Raw genomic sequence first — 17,073 nt, forward strand, 5'->3', positions numbered from 1 at the left:
CTGCTGCCTACTGCCTGATTTCAGGCCTTCGCCGTCTTGGCGCCGGCGCCGAGCGCCATGGTGCGCAGCACGTAGTAGACGGCGCCGGCGATGGCTACGCCGAAGAACCAGCCATAGACACCCCACCAGGACGGCAGCCAGTTGGTGAAGTTGGGCAGGATCGAGGAGAAGATCGCGCCGATGCCGGCGGCGATGAAGGCGTTGACGTGCCAACCGCCCTGGAAGCGGAACTCGCTGTCTTCGCGGTAGAGCGCCTCGACATCGACCTCACCCTTCCGGATCAGGTAATAGTCGACCATCATCACGCCGAAGATCGGTCCCATCGTCGCGCCGATGATGCCGACGAAGTGCGCGGCGCTGCCTTCCCAGGGCGCGAAGGGGTAGAGCACGAGCGCGATCAAGGCCGCGATGTAGCCGCCCTTCTTGAAGTTGATCTGGCGCGGGAAGACGTTGGAGAAGTCGAAGGCCGGCGAGACGAAATTCGCCACCACGTTGATGCCGAGCGTCGCCACCGCGAAGGTGAGCGCCGCGAGCGCCGCCAGGAACCAGCTGTCGAACTTGGCCGAGATCTGGTCGGGATGCAGCAGCACCTCATGGTAGACATCGTAGGCGGCAATCGTGGTGACGCCGGCGACCAGCGAGAACAGGATCAGGTTGACCGGCAGGCCCCATATATTGCCCTTGCGCAGCGCCGCGTTGTCAGGCGCGTAGCGGGCGAAGTCACAGAAGTTGAGATAGAGCGCCGAGAAGTAGGTGACCCAGATCGCCGCGACGCCGAAGAGCGCCGTCCAGGAGCCGGGATCGCCTGGAATGCCGGCATCGGCGGTCTTTTCGCGCAGGACATCCATCGGGATGTCGCTGGTGAAGGCAAAGCTCCCCGACTTGACGCAGAGATAGATCGCCAGGAGCAGCATCATCACCCACACCGCCGGACCGGCCCAGTCCTGAAACCGCCGCACTGTTTCCATGCCCTTCTGGATGATCAGCAACTGCAGCGCCCAGATAATGACGAAGCAGATCACTTCCAGGGTTGAATGGCCGAGAAGGTGCGAAGTCTTGTTGAACTCATCGAACCACTGCAGTCGCGTCAGCAGCGCCACGATGGCGCCCGAGGCGGCCGCCGTTTGCGCGCCGTACCAGAAGCAGGCGACGATGGCCCGGACCAGCGCCGGGACGTTGGCGCCCCAGATGCCGAAGGAAGCGCGTGCCAACACCGGGTAGGGCACGCCGGTCTTCACGCCGGCATAACCGACCATGTTCATCAGCACGTAGATGATGAGCGAACCGATGCCGATGGCTATGATGAAGTTGACGAAGCCGCCGCAGAAGAGAAACAGGCTCGCCGCCAGGTAGTAGCCCCAGAGGCTGTGGACGTCGGACGTCCACACGTTGAAGATCGAGAATGGTCCCCAGTTGCGGACCTTGGCCGGAGCCAGATCCTCATTATACAGGTCAGGCGATGCGCCTTGTATGGTCATTGCGATGTCCTCCCCTTGTGCGACGCGCCTCCACGCGTTGGTTGCGCAGGTTATGCCTGACGCAAGGGAACCGGCAAGCAACCCATTTGCCGGCTTTGGCCTTAAAGATATTCAATGAGAATCGTGCTTATCGCAGGCCGGTATTGCGGATTCCTCCTTTTTGTCGCGCGAGTCGGCGATCGGCTTTCAACCCTCCTTTGCCGGCGTTCGATCGTACCAATGGGATCGGCCGGCGTTGCTTCGAGGCATCATTTTTTTTCGCGCTCATTTGATTTTTGTGGAACCAAATGGTCCGGCGGGTGTTTAATGTGGTTCTGTGCACCGCGATCGGCCGGGAGGAAAACGATGGATCGCTTGCATTTCTTTACGCCCGTGCGGATTCTGCCTGGGCAAGGTCAGCCTGTAGAAGAAGTGGACAGTGTCGCCGAGGCGATGGTGTTCCTGCGGAAATGGCCAACGGGGCGCCGCGGACCGGTTTATCAATGCGCCCTGAATTGCTGTTCCGCCGCCATGGCCGGCAATATGTCGGCCGAGGAAGCGAGAAAGGCCTTTACCGGCTTTGCCCGCATCACCCGTCTGCTCGACGACGACATGGCCATGCCGATCGGCGGCGAGGCGATGGACAACGTTTACGCCTTACGTCGGTAGGCGCCGTATCTCGCCAGAACTGGCTGGTGTTCGTGCCCTTGCGGCGCGGACCGTGGCTCCTTGCTTATCCGTTGGCTTTCTCAGCTCCCATCACGAGGCACGGCCGTTTGAGGGCGCACAAGACGACGGGTTGCTCGGCCCCCGCGTGCCGTTCCGAGGCGGTGACGTCCCATCCCGTCTCCTCGCAACCGTTTGTGGTGATATTCAAGCTCTTTCCCCACATCTTCTGTACTTGGCGCCGCCACAGGAAATTCCATGGCTCAGGTCGCCGGCGCCGCATGGAGCATGGGTTGTTCTACGATGCTGTCGGACAGATCTGACGGAGATGCCTCGCTTCCGGCTGTGTCCCGCAGAACGAATGTCGCGATCAGGAAGGCCTGCACCACCACCAGGGCGTAGCTGGCCAGAATGACCGCGCAGGGCACGACGAAATTTAACTGCGGCGCGGCGCCAAGCACGACAGGGACGGTCCAGGATACGGCGGAAATGACGCCGCAACCGATCAACGCCGCCTTGGTGCGGCCCTTGACCCCGGACAGAAGCGGATGGCCGATCCGCTGGCGCAGGAATGGCAGCACAAGCCGATGAATGGCTAAGCCATTGATCGACAGGATGGCGACGATGGTCACTTTGGCCCAGATTTTCGGGTTCATCAGCTTTTGCGGTTCCGCCACCTGATAGAGCAGAAGAAAACCGATGCCGGAAATCCAGAGCATCAGGAGCCCCGTCGCCACAAAACGGCTGATCCATCCGACATTGCCGACGAGTTCGGCGGTGACGACCATCCGACGGTAGCGTGCCAAGAGCAGGTCGAGGAAGACAGCACCGCCGAACCCGAAAACCAGGCCAGCGAAATGGAGCAGCCGTAGAAGCGTGCGGATATAGGATACTAGGTCCGGCGCCAAACTCAGCGAGAAATCCATACCGCTCAACTTCCCCCCGAAAACGCGCAAAGATTCCTTCACGCCCGCGAAAGCGCGTCGCTGCGCACGAACGATCGACATTGTTTGATTTGCATTCAGGCATCCGACGGGACCGGAAAATCCGACGTCGGATGCGCTGCTGTCTATTTAATCATGAGCGTAAGTGTCAAGTATGAAATGTAAAGACGCCAGCGATTTCGGAGTGGCTTGAAAGCAGTCCACAGTGGTCGGGCACTGCTTTGAACGGAGGTCCGCCGCATGAGCAGTGGTTTCTCAGCCCCTTGCGTCAGGGGCAGTCGGCTGATGCGCGGCCTCAATCAAAACTGCCGCTGCCTGCTCAACCTGCTCGGCCGCATGGTCGACCTGTTTGATCTTCTTCGCCAACCGGTCGTGGAGCATCGCAAGCCGCGCAGCGTGGTAGTCGGCGCTTCGCTTTTGGCCGTCCGAGTTGAGGGGTTCAAACAACATGGTGACGGCTTCTCCCAAAACCACAAGTTCAACCATTATGATGCCGCATCCTCCCGATTGGCGATCACTTCAAAAGGAGAGCAGCGGCATATCCCTTTGGGGATGGAATGTCGCGCCTCCGCCTACCTACCCGATGCCTCAATAATGGGCGGTCGGGCGAATCTTCAGGAAGCGAGTCCGCGCGTCGATCACTCGCGACTGTGCGGATCGGATACTGCCGCACAACGCAAGGCTCAGACCGACACCGCAGTCCTCATCGAGCAATTCATTTGCACGATTGATCGAGCGCTCGGCTCGTCGCCCGCGCTGTCTGGCCAGGGCCGGTTTGAAGTTCAGGATTTCAGCCATCGGTCCGCTTCCGTTTGCTTTGCGGTCCCTTCATTTTGAAGACGGGCTGATGCGCGGCGTGCACAAATACCGCGACCTGCTCGACCTCGGCAGCCTTGCGGTTGGCAATCCGCCTCATGAGCCGACCGCGCAGCATCGCCAACTGCGCGGCACGATGGCGATCGATGCGCTTGTTGCCGCGCAGGTCACCAGGACGGAGAATCAACATGCCTTCCAACGGCGCCCCAGAGCGTTTTGTTCCGGCTTTGCCGGCGCGCCCCAGCATCAGCCGGGCGGGGGAGCAGCCGTCGGATGGCGTGATGCCCGGACCGCCGGGCAGCGCAACGTTAGTTTCCGCGAAACTCTCAAAAATGGGCCAAGGCGAAATCCGCAGCTTTGCCCGAGGCCGGCCTCAAGGCTGAGGCGATTGAAAAAAATCGAGAATAAACTAGATGGTGCGGCTCGCCGAGGTGACCACAGTGTTGCCGTCGGGCGAACGCGGCCCGCGGAAACGAATGAGATGAGCAAGGTGATGAACCGGCTGGCGATCGCGCCGATGATGGACTGGACGGATCGGCATTGCCGGTACTTCCACCGTCAGCTGACGCGCCGGGCGCTGCTCTATACCGAGATGGTGGTAGCCGACGCGGTCATCCAGGGCGCGCGCGAGCGGCTGCTCGGCTTCGACGAGGCGGAGCATCCGGTGGCGCTGCAGCTCGGTGGGTCCGATCCCGGCAAGCTTGCCGAGGCGGCGGCGGTCGGTGAGGCCTTCGGCTATGACGAGATCAACCTCAATGTCGGCTGCCCGTCGGACCGCGTCCAGTCGGGCACGTTCGGCGCCTGCCTGATGAAGACGCCCGTGCTTGTCGCCGACTGCGTCGCGGCAATGAAGGCCAGGGTGACAATCCCCGTGACCGTCAAATGCCGCATCGGCGTCGACGAGCAGGATCCGGATCCGGCGCTCGATGCCCTGGCCAACGGGGTTTTCGCGGCCGGCGCCGACGCGCTGTGGGTGCATGCGCGCAAGGCCTGGCTGGAGGGGCTCAGCCCGAAGGAAAACCGCGATATCCCGCCGCTCGACTATGGCCGGGTCTATCGGCTGAAGGTCAGAAAGCCTAATGAATTCATCGGCATCAATGGCGGCATTCAATCGCTGGAGGCGGCGCGCGAGCATCTCGGCCATGTCGATGGCGCCATGCTCGGCCGCGCCGCCTACCATACTCCCGGGATCCTGGCCGGTGCCGATGCCATGTTCTACGGCGAGCCGTACGCGGCGTTCGACTATGCCGCACTGATCGACGCCATGACGGCCTACGCGGCGCGCCATATCGAGAAGGGCGGGCGGCTCGGCCATGTGACGCGCCACATGGTCGGCCTGTTCCACGGGCTGGCGGGTGCGCGCCGCTACCGGCAGATCCTGTCGACGGACGCAACACGGCCGGGCGCCGGACCGGATGTGTTGAAGACTGCCTTTGCCGCTGTCGACCTCAACGGGACGGCGGCCGAAGCGGCCTGAGGGCATTCAGTCGCGCAGGACCATGCGGTCGCCGCGCACGTCGAACCCCGACAGCGAGCCGATGAAGTTCATGCCGAGCAGGCTCTGGCCAAGCATGCCGGGCGCGGCGATCATCACGGCCATGTCCTTGCGCACGATGCCGCCGATCGCCACTTCGTCGGTTTTCACGGCGGCGGCGCGCGCCATGCCGTTGGCGGTCGAGACCGATATGGTGAAGTTGAGCGCGGCTGGATTGAAGCCGGCGGCCTGCGCATCCTCCGCGGTCAGCACGATGCTGGTGGCGCCGGTGTCGACGACGGCGCGCACTGCTGCACCGTTGACCAGGATGCGCGCTTCGAAATGGCCGTTGTCGGCCTTGTCCAGCGTCACCGTGGCGTGGCCGTCCTCCACGCCCAGCGCCAGCGGACTGCCGGGGATCAGGCCCGCCGTCACCCGGCTGGCGACATCCTGCAGCTCGTAGCGGTATTGATAGCCGGCGATCAGCGCCAGCACGATGGCCGCCCAGGTGCCGAGATTGCGTGCGATGTCGCCGAGCGGCCTGCCGGAGCGCAGCAGACCGGCGCCGATCAGCGTGCCGAACGCGCCGAGCCAGATCAGCCGGCTGAAATCGTAGTTGTCGACGCCAAACGTGCTGCCGGCCGAATCGTTGAGCATCAGCAGCAGCGCGCCGGCGCCGATCACCACCATCAGGATCCAGAACAGGCGGTTCATCGGCGTTGTCCGCTCACGACAGCACGTCTCGCTCGCGCGCCATGCGGGCGCGGCGCGTTTCCCGCCGTGGCCTGCGTTCCACCGTTTCCAGCCGAGCCGGCAGCTCGGCCATGACAGCACGGCGGACCTCCGGGGCCATCCCGATCCAGGCAGCAATCTCGTCGCGCGTGCGGCCGCAGCCGAAACAGTAGCCGGTTTTCATGTCGATCGAACAGACCAGGATGCACGGAGATTCTATGGCCGTCATGATGTTCTCTTGCGCTACTTCCACATGGTGCAACGCCAAGGCCAATGCAAGCCCTGGGGAATACGGCGCGCGCTGGTGTTTTCGCGTCAGTGACCGAAAGGATTGTGCCGGCGGATCAAGACGTCTATGCCGCTCACAACTTTCAGCAACGATGTAGTCCGCATGACCAGCGCATCGCCTTTCGACGATTTCCGCAACCTCTTGGCCAATCTGCCGCCGGCCGATCTGGCGGCCGAAGCGCACATCCGCGCGCTGTTTGCCAAGGCCGAAAAGCCTACGGCCTCGCTTGGCCGCCTCGAGGATATCGCGGCCTGGCTCGCCGCTTGGAGCGGGCAGGCGCCGCCGGCGGTCAGGCGGCCCCAGGTGGCGATCTTCGCCGGTAACCATGGCGTTACCCGTCATGCCGTCTCGCCGCGGCCGGTGGCGGCGACCGCCGATGCGGTGGAACTGTGCGCGGCCGGGGGAGCGGCGATCAACCAGGTCTGCATCGCCAACGACCTCGGCCTCAAGGTCTTCGACCTGGCGCTGGATGTTCCGACCGGAGACATCACCGAGGAAGCCGCGCTCGACGAACGCGGCTGCGCCGCCACCATAGCCTTCGGCATGGAAGCGGTCGCCGGCGGCGCCGACCTCATCTGCCTCGGCGATCTCGGCGTCGGCAATTCCACCATCGCTGCCGCCCTGTGTGCGGCGCTGTTCGGCGGCGCTGGCGTGGACTGGGTCGGACCCGGATCGGGCGCTGACGCGGCGATGACGGCGCGCAAGGCGGAGGTGGTCGATCGGGCGCTCGCCTTTCACGGCGACAGCCTCAGCGATCCGCTCGAGGCCTTACGGCGTGTCGGCGGCCGCGAGTTCGCCGCCATCGCTGGCGCCATCCTTGCCGCCCGCATGCAGAAGATCCCGGTGCTGCTCGACGGGTATGCGGCGACCGCGACGGCCGCTGTCCTGCAGGCGGTGAGCCCCGCCGCGCTCGACCATTGCCTGCTTGCCAGCCTGTCGCCGGAACCAGGGCAGGCGAAGGTGGCGGCTCGGCTTGGCCTGCGGCCGCTGCTCGATCTCGGCGTCGGTCATGGCGAAGGGGTGGGGGCTGCACTCGTCGCCGGCCTGGTCAAGGCGGCGGCACTCACCAGTTCCGGCATGGCGGCTGCGGTCAAAACCTGACCTATCTCTTGCGGGATGCCACCGCCTTGGTCGGCAGCGCCGGCAGTTCCTCCATCACCCGGCTGAGCGGGAAGATGGCGATCGCCTCGGTGCCCTCGCGCAGCCTGGAGTGAAGCTCGAATTCGCCGCCATGCATGGCAAGCAGGCCCTGCACGATCGGCAGGCCGAGACCGGTGCCTTGCTCGGCGCTCTTGATGGCGATCGAACCCTGGCCGAAAGCCGAAAGCACCACAGGGATCTCTTCCTCCGGAATGCCCGGGCCATTGTCCTTGACTGATATGTACTGCCCGCCACCGGCGGTCCAGCCGACGCGCACGCGAACCTCGCCGCCAGACGGCGTGAACTTGATGGCGTTGGACAGAAGGTTGAGCGCGATCTGCCGCACCGCGCGTTCGTCGGCGAACAGCCTCGGCAAGGTGGTTTCGAAATCCTGGATGACGCGGATATCCTTGTTGCGCGCCCGCAGCTCCATCATGTGGCAGCAGTCCTCGGCGATGTTGAGCAGCATCACCGGCTCCTCGTTGAGCTGGTAGCGGCCCGCCTCGATGCGCGACAGGTCGAGGATTTCGTTGATCAGGTCGAGCAGGTGCTGGCCGGACTCGTGCACGTCATGGGCATAGTCGCGATAGGTGGGATTGTTCATCGGCCCGAGCACTTCATTGGCCATCACTTCGGAAAAGCCGAGGATGGCGTTGAGCGGGGTCCTGAGCTCGTGGCTCATCGACGCGAGGAAGCGCGACTTGGCCAGATTGGCATCCTCGGCCCGACGCCGCGCCTCGTCCGACATCGATTTCGCCGTTTCCACCTCCGCGATCAGCGCATCCTTCTCTGAACGGAATGACATCAGCATCAGCGAGGCCTGGTTGAGATGGCGCGCGACGTAGGCGAAGAAGGGCAGGGCGGCGACCAGCAGCGCGGCCATGATAACCTCGATCGGCAGCCACAGCCGCGATCCGGCATAGGCATAGACAGCGACGGGAATGGCGAAGGTCGCCAGCAGCGCGCCGCCCAGCGAGGATGCCATCACCGCGGTCGCCGCCATGGCGACCAGAAGCACCATCGCCTTGATCACCTGGAACTGATCGATCTGGCAGGTGTCGCAGCCGAACCAGGCGAACCAGGCCCAGCCAAGGCCGCACAGGAAATGCCCGATGAGGAAATCGCGCCGCGCCTGCGACGGATCGATCTGGGACGCTTCGGTCCGCTCGACGCGCCGCGCCATGAAGGCAACAATCGTGTAGCAAAGCAGGGTGAACAGCGCCCAGATGCCGATCTTCTTGTCGAGGCCGGCCAGCAGGCCGGTCGCGGCGATCGCCAGCACCAGGATCGGTATGGCGGTCGCGCCGACCACCATGGTGCGGGCATGCAGCTTCAGGAGCTCGCGGTCGAAGTCGAGGCTGCCGGCCTGCTGCGAAAGACGGTCACGGGTTCTGCGCACCGCGCGCGCCACATCGCTGTTGCGATGCGGTTTCCTGCGGTCCACAATGAATTTGTCCGCTGTGTTCGAGCGTAGCAAAGGCATGCAAACTTCAATTTCTGCGCGCAGCGATTTCAATTCGTTAAGCTACGTTCGAATGATTAAGAGACTGTTTGCCATATGAGCCGTTCCTGGTCGCCGAGGCCGCGCCGGCGATACGCCCCGCAGCCGCCTCGCAGCCTGTGGCGGCGGCTTTTCGACTATTGCCTGACCATCGTTCTGCTCGGTCTGCTGATCCTGCTCGCGGCCCGCCTCGACCGCTTCGAGACGCGCAAGGCCGAGGGCGCGGCCATCGTCAATGACGGCGATTCGATCACGCTTGGCGCCGAGCGCATCCGCATGCGCGGCATCGACGCGCCGGAATATCAGCAGACCTGCCGCAAGGATGGCGCCGACTATCCCTGCGGCAGGCTCGCGAGGCAATCGCTGGTCAGGCTGATCGCCGGCCGTCCCGTCTCCTGCAGTGGCTGGCAGCACGACCGCTACGGCCGGCTGCTTGGATACTGCAAGGCAAGCGGCATCGACCTCAATCGCGCCCAGGTCGAGGCTGGCTGGGCCGTCGCCTATGGCGATTTCGAGACCGAAGAGGCCGGCGCCCGCGTCGGCAAGGCCGGCATCTGGGCTGGCACGTTCGACGAACCGCAGGACTGGCGCGATACCCACGGCCACGGGCTGGTCGAAAGGAAGCATGGCACGCTGGCGTCGATCGGCGATGCCTTGCGCGCGTTTTTCAGTTTCCGGTAAAGGGAGCGAGCAGGATTTGGGAGGATGAGAATGAAGCTGTTCGACGGTGGCCGTGCGCCCAATCCGCGCAGGGTGCGGGTTTTCCTCGCCGAAAAAGGGATCGAGGTGCCGCTAGTGCCTATCGACATGGGCGCGCTGGAGCATAAGAAGCAGGCCGTCAGCTCGCGCAACCTGCTGCAGCGCCTGCCGGTGCTCGAACTCGACGACGGCACCATCATCACCGAATCCGTCGCCATCTGCCGCTATTTCGAGGAGCTGTATCCGGAGCCGCCTCTGTTCGGGCAAGACGCGCTCGGCAAGGCGAGGGTCGAGATGTGGCAAAGACGCATGGAACTGAACCTCCTCAGCTGCGTCGCGCAGGCTTTTCGTCACATCCATCCCGCGATGAAAGAATGGGAAATCCCCCAAATACCCGAATGGGGCGAGGCCAACAAACCCAAGGCGGTCGAATTTCTGAAGCTGCTCGACGACGAATTGGCGGGCCGAGAGTTCGCCGCCGGTGATGCCTATTCGATCGCCGACATCACCGGGTTGATCGCCATCGATTTCATGAAGCCGGCACGCATCAGGGTGCCGGAGGAATGCACCAATGTGCTGCGCTGGCATGCGGCGATCTCCAGCCGACCGAGTGCGGCCGCCTGAGCCCGGGATGAGCGAAGCGCTGGAGAGACTGACGGCCAGGGTTCGCGCCTGCCGCATCTGTGTGGAGAAGCCGCTCGGCCGGCCTTTGCCGCATGAGCCGCGCCCGGTGCTACGCCCGTCGTCGACGGCGCGTATCCTGCTTGCAAGCCAGGCGCCGGGCAGCAAGGTCCACCTCTCGGGCATGCCGTTCACCGATGCCTCCGGCGATCGGCTGCGTAGCTGGCTGGATGTAACCAGCGAGGAATTCTACGACACCGAAAAATTCGCCATCGTGCCGATGGGTTTTTGCTTCCCCGGCCAAGATGCGAAGGGCGCCGACCTGCCGCCGCGTCGCGAATGCGCGCCTGCCTGGCGCGCCGAACTGATGGCGCTGATGCCGCAGATCGATCTGGTGCTGACGATCGGCATGTACGCGCAGTCCTGGCACATGGGTGCCGCGCGTCAGTCATCGTTGACGGAAACCGTCAGGAACTGGCGCGCGATATGGGAGGCGCCCGCCCGCCCGAGAGTGCTGCCGCTGCCGCATCCGTCGTGGCGCAACACCGGCTGGCTGAAGAAGAATCCATGGTTTGAAATGGATTTGCTGCCCTTTCTGAGGTCGGAAATCCGCTATCGCCTTGGTTAGGCATGAAGCAAGAAATCACCCGCTTTTCTCACGCTTGGCAGAATTTCTTTCTTGTGAAAGGCCGGGATAAAAGGGATCATAGCCAAATCATTCCTCAAAGGCGCACGCCACACAAATTGGGCGACATGCACACTGGGAGTATCCGATGGACCGGCTTGACCGAAAAATTCTACGCCTCCTGCAGGAGGACGCGACATTAGCGGTCGCCGATGTCGCCAAGAAAGTCGGCCTGTCGACCACGCCGTGCTGGCGGCGCATCCAGAAGCTCGAGGAGGAGGGCGTCATCAAGCGGCGCGTCGCCATCCTCGACCATGAGAAGGTCAATGTGCGCGTCACCGTCTTCGTGTCGATCCGCACCAATTCGCACAGCCATGAATGGCTGCGGCGCTTCTCCGAAGTCATCCAGGAATTTCCGGAAGTGGTCGAGTTCTACCGCATGAGCGGCGACGTCGACTATCTGCTGCGCGTCGTGGTGCCCGACATTGCCGCCTACGACGCCTTCTACAAGCGGCTGATCGCCAAGATCGAGATCCGCGATGTCTCGTCGTCCTTCGCCATGGAGCAGATCAAGTACACGACCGAGATCCCGCTGGATTACATGGTGCTGGACAAGGAAGCCGGCGCCAACGCGGCTTGAGCTGCTCACGCGTGGCCTTCCTCCGGAAAGGTCATACGCACGCTGCCTCTACCTAGTTCTTCTTTTTGTTGAGAAAACTCCAGGGCGAGTTGATCGGCAAGGTGACTGCGTCCGGTACATTGTCGACACTTGCCACGTCGGCCTTGGGCACCGTGTAGCCCGACTGGATGATCGAGACGCCGTCGAGGATGAAGAGCTGGCTTTTCTCCATTCCAGGTTTCAGCACGCCGGTGACGGAGACTGGCTCATAGGCCTCAGACATCCTGTAGGGATGGGCCGGCGTGACCAAAACGATCTGGTTGGGCGGCGGCGTCGGCATATGGCTGCAGGCGCCCGTCCACGGCACCAGCAGGAACTGGTAGACGAGGTCGCCCTCGCGATCGACAGGCAATGCATAGCCGGCTAATCGAATCGTCTTGTCCTGGAGATTGATGGACAGCGTCTCGCCGTGGTCCGGCAGTTTTGCCGCGATCATCGGCATGTTGGCGTCTTCGGCGATCGCCTGCGTCGCCGGCCGCAGGTCCTTCCAGAAGATATGCGCGGTCTCGGCCGATGCATCGGCGGCAATGGATACAAGCAAAGCAGCGGAGAGCGCGATGGTTGATTTGAGATGCTTGCTCATTGGCTGCTTCCTTTGCACCTGAGTAAAGACGCCGCCGTCCACGGCGTCAACGCTCGAGCCGCATCACATGCCGGCGCGAGCCCGCGGTGCCGATCTCGTGGAAGCCTCGCACCAGGAACATGTCGCGAAAACCCATGAAGCGGTAGCTTGGCGCTGCCTGGTCGACCGGATAGGCCTCGATCACGCGCGCGCCCCTGTCAAAGGCATGGTCAATCGCCGCGTCGAGCAGCGCCGCCGCGAGCCCGCCGCCGCGCAGGGCCCTCGGCACGTAGAAGCAGACGATCGACCAGACGCCCGTCTCGCTGTCTTCCTGCAGTTTTGAAAGCCTGCGATAGGTCTCGCGCGGCGCGACCGAGCACCAGCCGACCGGCTTGCCGTCGACTTCAGCGACGATGCCAACGGGCGTCCCGGCCTCGATCAGCCCCATCATCATGCGCTTCTTCTCGGCGTTCCGGACGTGCTCGCGGCTGGAATGGCGCCAGGCCATGCACCAGCAATATTTCGGCGCGCCCGGCTGTTCGAAAAGTTCCTCGAAATCCGCGCGGGTCGAGCGCGTCACCTCCGCGAAGCGGATTTCGGCGCCGTCAGCCTTTCCTGGCGGCGATCCGCTCGATCGTCTTGGCATTGGTCAGTTCCTTCACTGCGTCCTTGCCAATCCAGCGCGCCGTCTTGTCGGTCGACTGCGCCAGGCGTTCGGCCACGGCAAGGGCAGCGCCGTGCATTTCCACCGAACGCTTGCCGATCGAACGAAGCGCCCAGTTCACAGCCTTCCTCACGAAATTGCGGCTGTCGGCGGCATGCGCCTCGATGATTGGCAGGAAGCCGAGGAAGGTCGCGACCGGCTCTTGCTTCCGGTGGACGACAGACCAGGCCATCATGGCAAAGGCCGTGCGTCGAACGAACTCCCGCTCGTCGGCCGCGAACTCTTCGATCAGTTCCTTCCAGGCGTCCGTGTCGACGAACAGGTCGGAGACGCCGTCGACGATATCCCAGGAATCGAAGGACGCCGCCCATTGCCTTGCATCCGCAGCGGAAAACCGCTTCGGGTCGGCGGTGACGGAAGCGATGAACTGCGCTTCCATGATACCGGTCTGCCAGAGTTCGAAGGCACGTTCATGGTTGCGCTTGATCTTCTTGGCGATCTGCCGCTGCACGCCGTGCGGAATACCCAGCGCGCGCTCGATCTTGATGCCGTAGCGCAACATGCCGCGGCGATTTTCCTCCGAGCCGATCGAGCGCAGATAAGCGACGATTTCGTCGGCGCTCGATTGGGGCGAAAGCTCGGCCATGGCGCCCCTATTTCTCCAGACGAGCCAGCAGGGAAGAGGTGTCCCAGCGCCGACCGCCCATCGCCTGCACATCCTTGTAGAATTGGTCGACGAGCGCCGTCACCGGCAGCTTGGCGCCGTTGCGGTCGGCCTCCGCCAGGCAAATGCCGAGATCCTTGCGCATCCAGTCGACAGCGAAACCGAAATCATATTTACCGGCATTCATCGTCTTGTGGCGGTTTTCCATCTGCCAGGAGCCGGCCGCACCCTTGGAGATCACCTCGATCACCTTCTCGATGTCGAGCCCGGCCTTCTTGCCAAAATGGATGCCTTCGGCCAATCCCTGGACGAGCCCTGCAATGCAGATCTGGTTGATCATCTTGGTGAGCTGGCCGGCACCCGACGGCCCCATCAGCCCGACCATGCGGGCAAAAGCATCGATCACCGGTTTGGCCCGGTCGAAAGCTGCTTGCTCGCCGCCCACCATCACAGTGAGCACGCCGTTCTCAGCGCCGGCCTGGCCGCCGGAAACCGGCGCATCGAGGAAGGAGAACCCGAGCGCCTGCGCCTTCTCCGAAAGCTCGCGGGCGACTTCGGCGGAGGCAGTGGTGTTGTCGATATAGACCGCGCCCTTCTTCATCGATTGGAAAGCGCCGTCGGCGCCAATCGTCACCGAGCGTAGATCGTCGTCATTGCCGACGCAGGAGAAGACGAAGTCCTTGCCTTCGGCGGCTTCCGCCGGCGTCGCCGCGAAGTGGCCGCCATGCTGGCCGACCCATTGCACGGCCTTGGCAACAGTGCGGTTGTAGACGGTGACGTCGTGGCCGCCCTTGCTCCTGAGGTGCCCGGCCATCGGATAACCCATGACGCCAAGACCGAGAAATGCCACCAATGCCATGGGCTTGCCTTCCAAACGGGAACCAGATTTTGCTGGCGCAAGCTCTAGGCCATGCGGCGAATACGTCAAGACGCGGGGACGCTCCAACGACTGGTGCAGAAAGGCGGTTTCGGTCAGCGCTTAAGGTGAATGGTGATCCGGCGTTCGATCCATTCGATCGCGTGACGCAGCACCTCGACCATCACCAGATACACGACGGCGACCCAGATATAGGCCTGAATATCGAAGGTGCGGGAGTAGGTCAGTTTTGCCATGCCCATCAGGTCGTACACGGTGATGATGGCGACGATCGCGGACGCTTTGATCATCAGGATAAGCTCGTTGCCATACGGCCGCAGCGCGACCACCATTGCCTGCGGCAGGATGATCTTCCACAACGTCTGCAATTTGTGCAGGCCGAGTGAAGCAGCACCCTCCCATTGGCCTTTCGGCACGCTTTCGATGGCGCCGCGCAGGATTTCGGCCTGATAGGCGGCCGTGTTGAGGGCAAATGCAAAGACGCCACAGTTGAACGCCTCACGGAAAAAGCCCCACAGCCCAACCATTTCGAGTTGTGGTTTGAACGAGCCGACCCCGTAATAGACCAGAAAGGTCTGCACGAGCAGCGGCGTTCCGCGAAAGAAATAGACGTAACAATAGGCAAGACCGGACAGGATGCGGTTCTTCGACATGCGCGCATAGGCGACCGGAAGTGACAGTATGGCGCCAAGGACAATCGAAATGCCAACCAGCGAAAGCGTCACACCCAGCCCTTGTAGGTAGCTAGGGCCGTACTTGGCAAAGAGTTCGCTGTTCCAGGCGAGAGCCAGATAGGCGACAATGCCGCCGCCAGCGGCAATCCAGAGGCCTATCAGCACGTAGCCGACAATTCGGGAGCGCGGCCAGCCACGTGCTCGCGGGGGAGGCCGTTCCACAACGCTTTTGGCGTCGGCCGCAACGCTCATCGCCGTACCTCCCGCTGGGCAAGCGAGCGCTGTATGGCGCCGGTGGCGAGGGATGAAATGACCGCCAAGATAAGAAATACCACGGCGGCCACACTGAAGAACAGGAATGTGTGTTTGGTGACGCGTGCGGCCACGCCAGCTTGACGGAGCGTTTCTGCCAAACCGACCACTGACACCAGCGACGTGTCCTTGAGCAGGCTCAGCCAGCAATTCTCCAGGCCCGGAAAGGCGATGCGAACCAGTTGCGGCAAAATCACTTTGCGCATCGTTTGCCCGTATGAAAGGCCAACTGCGTAGCCACCCTCATATTGGCCCTTTGGGATGGCCCGGAACGCTGAAAGGAAAACCTCGCTGGCGTAAGCCGAAAAGATGATGGCAAGCACGATCATGCCAGCGACGAAGGCGTTAACATCGATTGTCGCCTCGGGCCTTACCAGTCTGATGAGATATTGCAGGATCAGCGGGCCGCCGAAAAAAAACAGAAACAGCGTCACCAGTTCGGGCAATCCACGGAAGATCGTCGTGTAGATGTTGGCGGCAATGCGCAGCGAGGGTTCCTCGGATTGTTTTCCCAGCGCTACAAAAAAGCCGATCGTCAATCCGATTGGAAGCGTTGCGAGGGCCAGAAGAACCGTGACAGCAGCACCAGAGACGATGTCGTCAAGCCAGCCATCGGGTCCCCAACTGAGAAGCGTCCATACGCTCAGCATCCGCTCGCCTATTCTCCCACATTCGCTCTTTTGAGAGCCATGCCGCAGCACCCCTCGCGCCCGACCTGCATTTGCAGGAACGGCGGGAAAATCCCGCCGTTCCTGTCGTCAACCCTGGCGGATCAGGAATCGCCGCCGTAGACGTCGAACTTGAAGTACTTGTCGTTGATTTCCTTGTATTTTCCGTTGGCCCGAATGGCGTCGATCGCGGCATTGAACTTGTTGACCAGGTCGGTCTCGCCCTTGCGCACGGCAATGCCGGCGCCCGGACCATGGATCTCGACCACCGGCTTGATCGCCCCGACCAGCTTGCAGCAGGCGCCGTCAGGCGAATCCAGCCACTGCTGCAGCACGACGATGTCGTCATTAGCGGCATCGAGGCGGCCATTGGCGAGATCGAGCTGGTATTCCTGCGCGGTCGGATAGGGCTTGACCGTGCTGTCGGTGTAAGTCTTGCTCGCGTAGTTGAAATGCGTGGTCGCGGCCTGCACGCCGATCGTCTTGCCGGCCAGGTCTTCCTTGTTCACGCCCTTGATGTCGCTGTCTTTCGGCGCGACGATCGCCGGCGGTGTGTTGTAGTATTTGTGGGTGAAATCGACCTTTTCGGCGCGCTCGGGCGTGATCGACATCGAGGCGATGATGGCGTCGAACTTGCCGGCCTGCAGCGCCGGGATGATGCCGTCCCAGTCCTGGGCGACGAAGGTGCACTTGACCTTCATCTCGTCGCAGAGCGCCTTGGCGATATCGACGTCGAAACCAACGAGCTGGCCGTCGGCGGTCAGATTGTTGAAGGGCGGATAGGCGCCTTCAGTGCCGATTCGCAGGGTCTTTTCCTGAGCCTGGGCAACGCCAAGCGTCAGCAGCGCGGCCGAAGCGGCGAGCGCAATACGCAGTGCAATACGCATGATAATCCTCTCATGTATCCGGCCGCTGTTCCATGCGGCTCTGTGAGCGGTGCTTTTGACCGCCCGCTGGTGGCGATACTCCCACTCTTTCCCCGAAAAAAGCAACTGCAAAACAATGGCTC

At 62.7% G+C, this 17,073-nt stretch carries 21 protein-coding genes and 1 pseudogene; 7 read left to right on the forward strand and 15 right to left on the reverse strand.

Annotated elements, in window-relative coordinates; genetic code table 11:
• Positions 1 to 20: 20 nt before the first annotated feature.
• Positions 21 to 1,478, reverse strand: coding sequence for an NCS1 family nucleobase:cation symporter-1 (locus EJ073_RS03645; RefSeq protein WP_126054488.1), 1,458 nt, complete (start codon positions 1,476 to 1,478; stop codon positions 21 to 23).
• A 345-nt stretch (positions 1,479 to 1,823) separates the two neighbouring features.
• Between EJ073_RS03645 and EJ073_RS03650 the strand changes: the two genes are divergently transcribed.
• Positions 1,824 to 2,126, forward strand: a complete 303-nt coding sequence (locus tag EJ073_RS03650; protein ID WP_126054489.1) for a DUF982 domain-containing protein — start codon at positions 1,824 to 1,826, stop codon at positions 2,124 to 2,126.
• A gap of 260 nt (positions 2,127 to 2,386) precedes the next feature.
• Here EJ073_RS03650 and EJ073_RS03655 read toward each other — a convergent pair whose 3' ends face one another.
• From EJ073_RS03655 to EJ073_RS03670, 4 genes are all read right to left on the reverse strand, one after another.
• Positions 2,387 to 3,130: a hypothetical protein gene (locus EJ073_RS03655; RefSeq protein ID WP_245455462.1), complete on the reverse strand. Its 744-nt coding sequence runs from the start codon at positions 3,128 to 3,130 to the stop codon at positions 2,387 to 2,389.
• Positions 3,131 to 3,322: 192 nt separating this feature from the next.
• Complete coding sequence (locus EJ073_RS03660) at positions 3,323 to 3,553, reverse strand: hypothetical protein (RefSeq protein ID WP_245455463.1); 231 nt, start codon at positions 3,551 to 3,553, stop codon at positions 3,323 to 3,325.
• 102 nt (positions 3,554 to 3,655) lie between these two features.
• Entirely contained in the window at positions 3,656 to 3,865 is a 210-nt protein-coding gene (locus tag EJ073_RS03665) for a hypothetical protein (RefSeq protein ID WP_126054490.1), read from the reverse strand.
• Entirely contained in the window at positions 3,858 to 4,130 is a 273-nt protein-coding gene (locus tag EJ073_RS03670; protein ID WP_190233821.1) for a hypothetical protein, read from the reverse strand. The genes EJ073_RS03665 and EJ073_RS03670 overlap by 8 nt, the downstream gene beginning before the upstream one ends.
• 234 nt (positions 4,131 to 4,364) lie before the next feature.
• Here EJ073_RS03670 and dusA point away from each other — a divergent pair, with 234 nt between their 5' ends.
• Entirely contained in the window at positions 4,365 to 5,360 is a 996-nt protein-coding gene (gene dusA / locus EJ073_RS03675; protein ID WP_126054492.1) for a tRNA dihydrouridine(20/20a) synthase DusA, read from the forward strand.
• A gap of 6 nt (positions 5,361 to 5,366) precedes the next feature.
• On the opposite strand, the gene EJ073_RS03680 is transcribed toward dusA, so the two are convergent.
• Positions 5,367 to 6,071: a TIGR02281 family clan AA aspartic protease gene (locus EJ073_RS03680; RefSeq protein WP_126054493.1), complete on the reverse strand. Its 705-nt coding sequence runs from the start codon at positions 6,069 to 6,071 to the stop codon at positions 5,367 to 5,369.
• 13 nt (positions 6,072 to 6,084) lie between these two features.
• Entirely contained in the window at positions 6,085 to 6,318 is a 234-nt protein-coding gene (locus EJ073_RS03685) for a DUF1289 domain-containing protein (protein ID WP_126054494.1), read from the reverse strand.
• Between the two features lie 162 nt (positions 6,319 to 6,480).
• Here EJ073_RS03685 and EJ073_RS03690 point away from each other — a divergent pair, with 162 nt between their 5' ends.
• A complete protein-coding gene (locus EJ073_RS03690; protein ID WP_126054495.1) occupies positions 6,481 to 7,479 on the forward strand; it encodes a nicotinate-nucleotide--dimethylbenzimidazole phosphoribosyltransferase in 999 nt (332 codons plus the stop codon).
• Position 7,480: 1 nt separating this feature from the next.
• Here the strand turns inward: EJ073_RS03690 and EJ073_RS03695 are convergent, their stop codons facing one another.
• Entirely contained in the window at positions 7,481 to 9,001 is a 1,521-nt protein-coding gene (locus EJ073_RS03695) for an ATP-binding protein (RefSeq protein ID WP_126054496.1), read from the reverse strand.
• A gap of 75 nt (positions 9,002 to 9,076) precedes the next feature.
• Between EJ073_RS03695 and EJ073_RS03700 the strand changes: the two genes are divergently transcribed.
• From EJ073_RS03700 to EJ073_RS03715, 4 genes and pseudogenes are all read left to right on the forward strand, one after another.
• On the forward strand, positions 9,077 to 9,700 hold the full coding sequence (locus EJ073_RS03700) for a thermonuclease family protein (protein WP_126054497.1): 624 nt from the start codon (positions 9,077 to 9,079) through the stop codon (positions 9,698 to 9,700).
• Between the two features lie 30 nt (positions 9,701 to 9,730).
• Entirely contained in the window at positions 9,731 to 10,342 is a 612-nt protein-coding gene (locus EJ073_RS03705) for a glutathione S-transferase (RefSeq protein ID WP_126054498.1), read from the forward strand.
• Positions 10,282 to 10,967 (forward strand): annotated as a pseudogene (locus tag EJ073_RS03710) (uracil-DNA glycosylase family protein). Before EJ073_RS03705 ends, EJ073_RS03710 begins: the two are co-directional and overlap by 61 nt.
• Positions 10,968 to 11,112: 145 nt before the next feature.
• Positions 11,113 to 11,604, forward strand: a complete 492-nt coding sequence (locus EJ073_RS03715; protein WP_126054500.1) for an Lrp/AsnC family transcriptional regulator — start codon at positions 11,113 to 11,115, stop codon at positions 11,602 to 11,604.
• Between the two features lie 52 nt (positions 11,605 to 11,656).
• On the opposite strand, the gene EJ073_RS03720 is transcribed toward EJ073_RS03715, so the two are convergent.
• From EJ073_RS03720 to EJ073_RS03750, 7 genes are all read right to left on the reverse strand, one after another.
• A complete protein-coding gene (locus EJ073_RS03720) occupies positions 11,657 to 12,226 on the reverse strand; it encodes a DUF3299 domain-containing protein (RefSeq protein WP_126054501.1) in 570 nt (189 codons plus the stop codon).
• 46 nt (positions 12,227 to 12,272) lie between these two features.
• Positions 12,273 to 12,851 carry a GNAT family N-acetyltransferase gene (locus tag EJ073_RS03725; RefSeq protein WP_126054502.1) on the reverse strand — a complete coding sequence of 193 codons (579 nt, stop codon included), beginning with the start codon at positions 12,849 to 12,851 and terminating at the stop codon, positions 12,273 to 12,275.
• Positions 12,811 to 13,515 (reverse strand): DNA alkylation repair protein, encoded by a 705-nt coding sequence (locus EJ073_RS03730; protein WP_126054503.1) that lies wholly within the window; start codon positions 13,513 to 13,515, stop codon positions 12,811 to 12,813. Before EJ073_RS03730 ends, EJ073_RS03725 begins: the two co-directional genes overlap by 41 nt.
• Positions 13,516 to 13,522: 7 nt before the next feature.
• On the reverse strand, positions 13,523 to 14,392 hold the full coding sequence (locus tag EJ073_RS03735; protein WP_126054504.1) for an NAD(P)-dependent oxidoreductase: 870 nt from the start codon (positions 14,390 to 14,392) through the stop codon (positions 13,523 to 13,525).
• 113 nt (positions 14,393 to 14,505) lie between these two features.
• Positions 14,506 to 15,336, reverse strand: a complete 831-nt coding sequence (locus EJ073_RS03740; protein WP_126054505.1) for an ABC transporter permease — start codon at positions 15,334 to 15,336, stop codon at positions 14,506 to 14,508.
• Complete coding sequence (locus EJ073_RS03745) at positions 15,333 to 16,046, reverse strand: ABC transporter permease (protein ID WP_126054506.1); 714 nt, start codon at positions 16,044 to 16,046, stop codon at positions 15,333 to 15,335. The genes EJ073_RS03740 and EJ073_RS03745 overlap by 4 nt, the downstream gene beginning before the upstream one ends.
• 122 nt (positions 16,047 to 16,168) lie before the next feature.
• Positions 16,169 to 16,951: an ABC transporter substrate-binding protein gene (locus tag EJ073_RS03750; RefSeq protein WP_126054507.1), complete on the reverse strand. Its 783-nt coding sequence runs from the start codon at positions 16,949 to 16,951 to the stop codon at positions 16,169 to 16,171.
• Positions 16,952 to 17,073 lie beyond the last annotated feature (122 nt).

This window comes from Mesorhizobium sp. M4B.F.Ca.ET.058.02.1.1 (assembly GCF_003952505.1).
Taxonomy (GTDB): Bacteria; Pseudomonadota; Alphaproteobacteria; order Rhizobiales; family Rhizobiaceae; genus Mesorhizobium.

Coding starts and splice junctions, on each gene's coding strand:
- EJ073_RS03655 (WP_245455462.1), bottom strand. CDS start 3,130: ATGTCGATCGTTCGTGCGCAGCGACGCGCTTTCGCGGGCGTGAAGGAA.
- EJ073_RS03735 (WP_126054504.1), bottom strand. CDS start 14,392: ATGGCATTGGTGGCATTTCTCGGTCTTGGCGTCATGGGTTATCCGATG.
- EJ073_RS03665 (WP_126054490.1), bottom strand. CDS start 3,865: ATGGCTGAAATCCTGAACTTCAAACCGGCCCTGGCCAGACAGCGCGGG.
- EJ073_RS03670 (WP_190233821.1), bottom strand. CDS start 4,130: ATGCTGGGGCGCGCCGGCAAAGCCGGAACAAAACGCTCTGGGGCGCCG.
- EJ073_RS03725 (WP_126054502.1), bottom strand. CDS start 12,851: ATGCCAAGACGATCGAGCGGATCGCCGCCAGGAAAGGCTGACGGCGCC.
- EJ073_RS03730 (WP_126054503.1), bottom strand. CDS start 13,515: ATGGCCGAGCTTTCGCCCCAATCGAGCGCCGACGAAATCGTCGCTTAT.
- EJ073_RS03720 (WP_126054501.1), bottom strand. CDS start 12,226: ATGAGCAAGCATCTCAAATCAACCATCGCGCTCTCCGCTGCTTTGCTT.
- EJ073_RS03660 (WP_245455463.1), bottom strand. CDS start 3,553: ATGGTTGAACTTGTGGTTTTGGGAGAAGCCGTCACCATGTTGTTTGAA.
- EJ073_RS03700 (WP_126054497.1), top strand. CDS start 9,077: ATGAGCCGTTCCTGGTCGCCGAGGCCGCGCCGGCGATACGCCCCGCAG.
- EJ073_RS03745 (WP_126054506.1), bottom strand. CDS start 16,046: ATGCTGAGCGTATGGACGCTTCTCAGTTGGGGACCCGATGGCTGGCTT.
- EJ073_RS03650 (WP_126054489.1), top strand. CDS start 1,824: ATGGATCGCTTGCATTTCTTTACGCCCGTGCGGATTCTGCCTGGGCAA.
- EJ073_RS03695 (WP_126054496.1), bottom strand. CDS start 9,001: ATGCCTTTGCTACGCTCGAACACAGCGGACAAATTCATTGTGGACCGC.
- EJ073_RS03715 (WP_126054500.1), top strand. CDS start 11,113: ATGGACCGGCTTGACCGAAAAATTCTACGCCTCCTGCAGGAGGACGCG.
- dusA (WP_126054492.1), top strand. CDS start 4,365: ATGAGCAAGGTGATGAACCGGCTGGCGATCGCGCCGATGATGGACTGG.
- EJ073_RS03705 (WP_126054498.1), top strand. CDS start 9,731: ATGAAGCTGTTCGACGGTGGCCGTGCGCCCAATCCGCGCAGGGTGCGG.
- EJ073_RS03645 (WP_126054488.1), bottom strand. CDS start 1,478: ATGACCATACAAGGCGCATCGCCTGACCTGTATAATGAGGATCTGGCT.
- EJ073_RS03690 (WP_126054495.1), top strand. CDS start 6,481: ATGACCAGCGCATCGCCTTTCGACGATTTCCGCAACCTCTTGGCCAAT.
- EJ073_RS03740 (WP_126054505.1), bottom strand. CDS start 15,336: ATGAGCGTTGCGGCCGACGCCAAAAGCGTTGTGGAACGGCCTCCCCCG.
- EJ073_RS03680 (WP_126054493.1), bottom strand. CDS start 6,071: ATGAACCGCCTGTTCTGGATCCTGATGGTGGTGATCGGCGCCGGCGCG.
- EJ073_RS03750 (WP_126054507.1), bottom strand. CDS start 16,951: ATGCGTATTGCACTGCGTATTGCGCTCGCCGCTTCGGCCGCGCTGCTG.
- EJ073_RS03685 (WP_126054494.1), bottom strand. CDS start 6,318: ATGACGGCCATAGAATCTCCGTGCATCCTGGTCTGTTCGATCGACATG.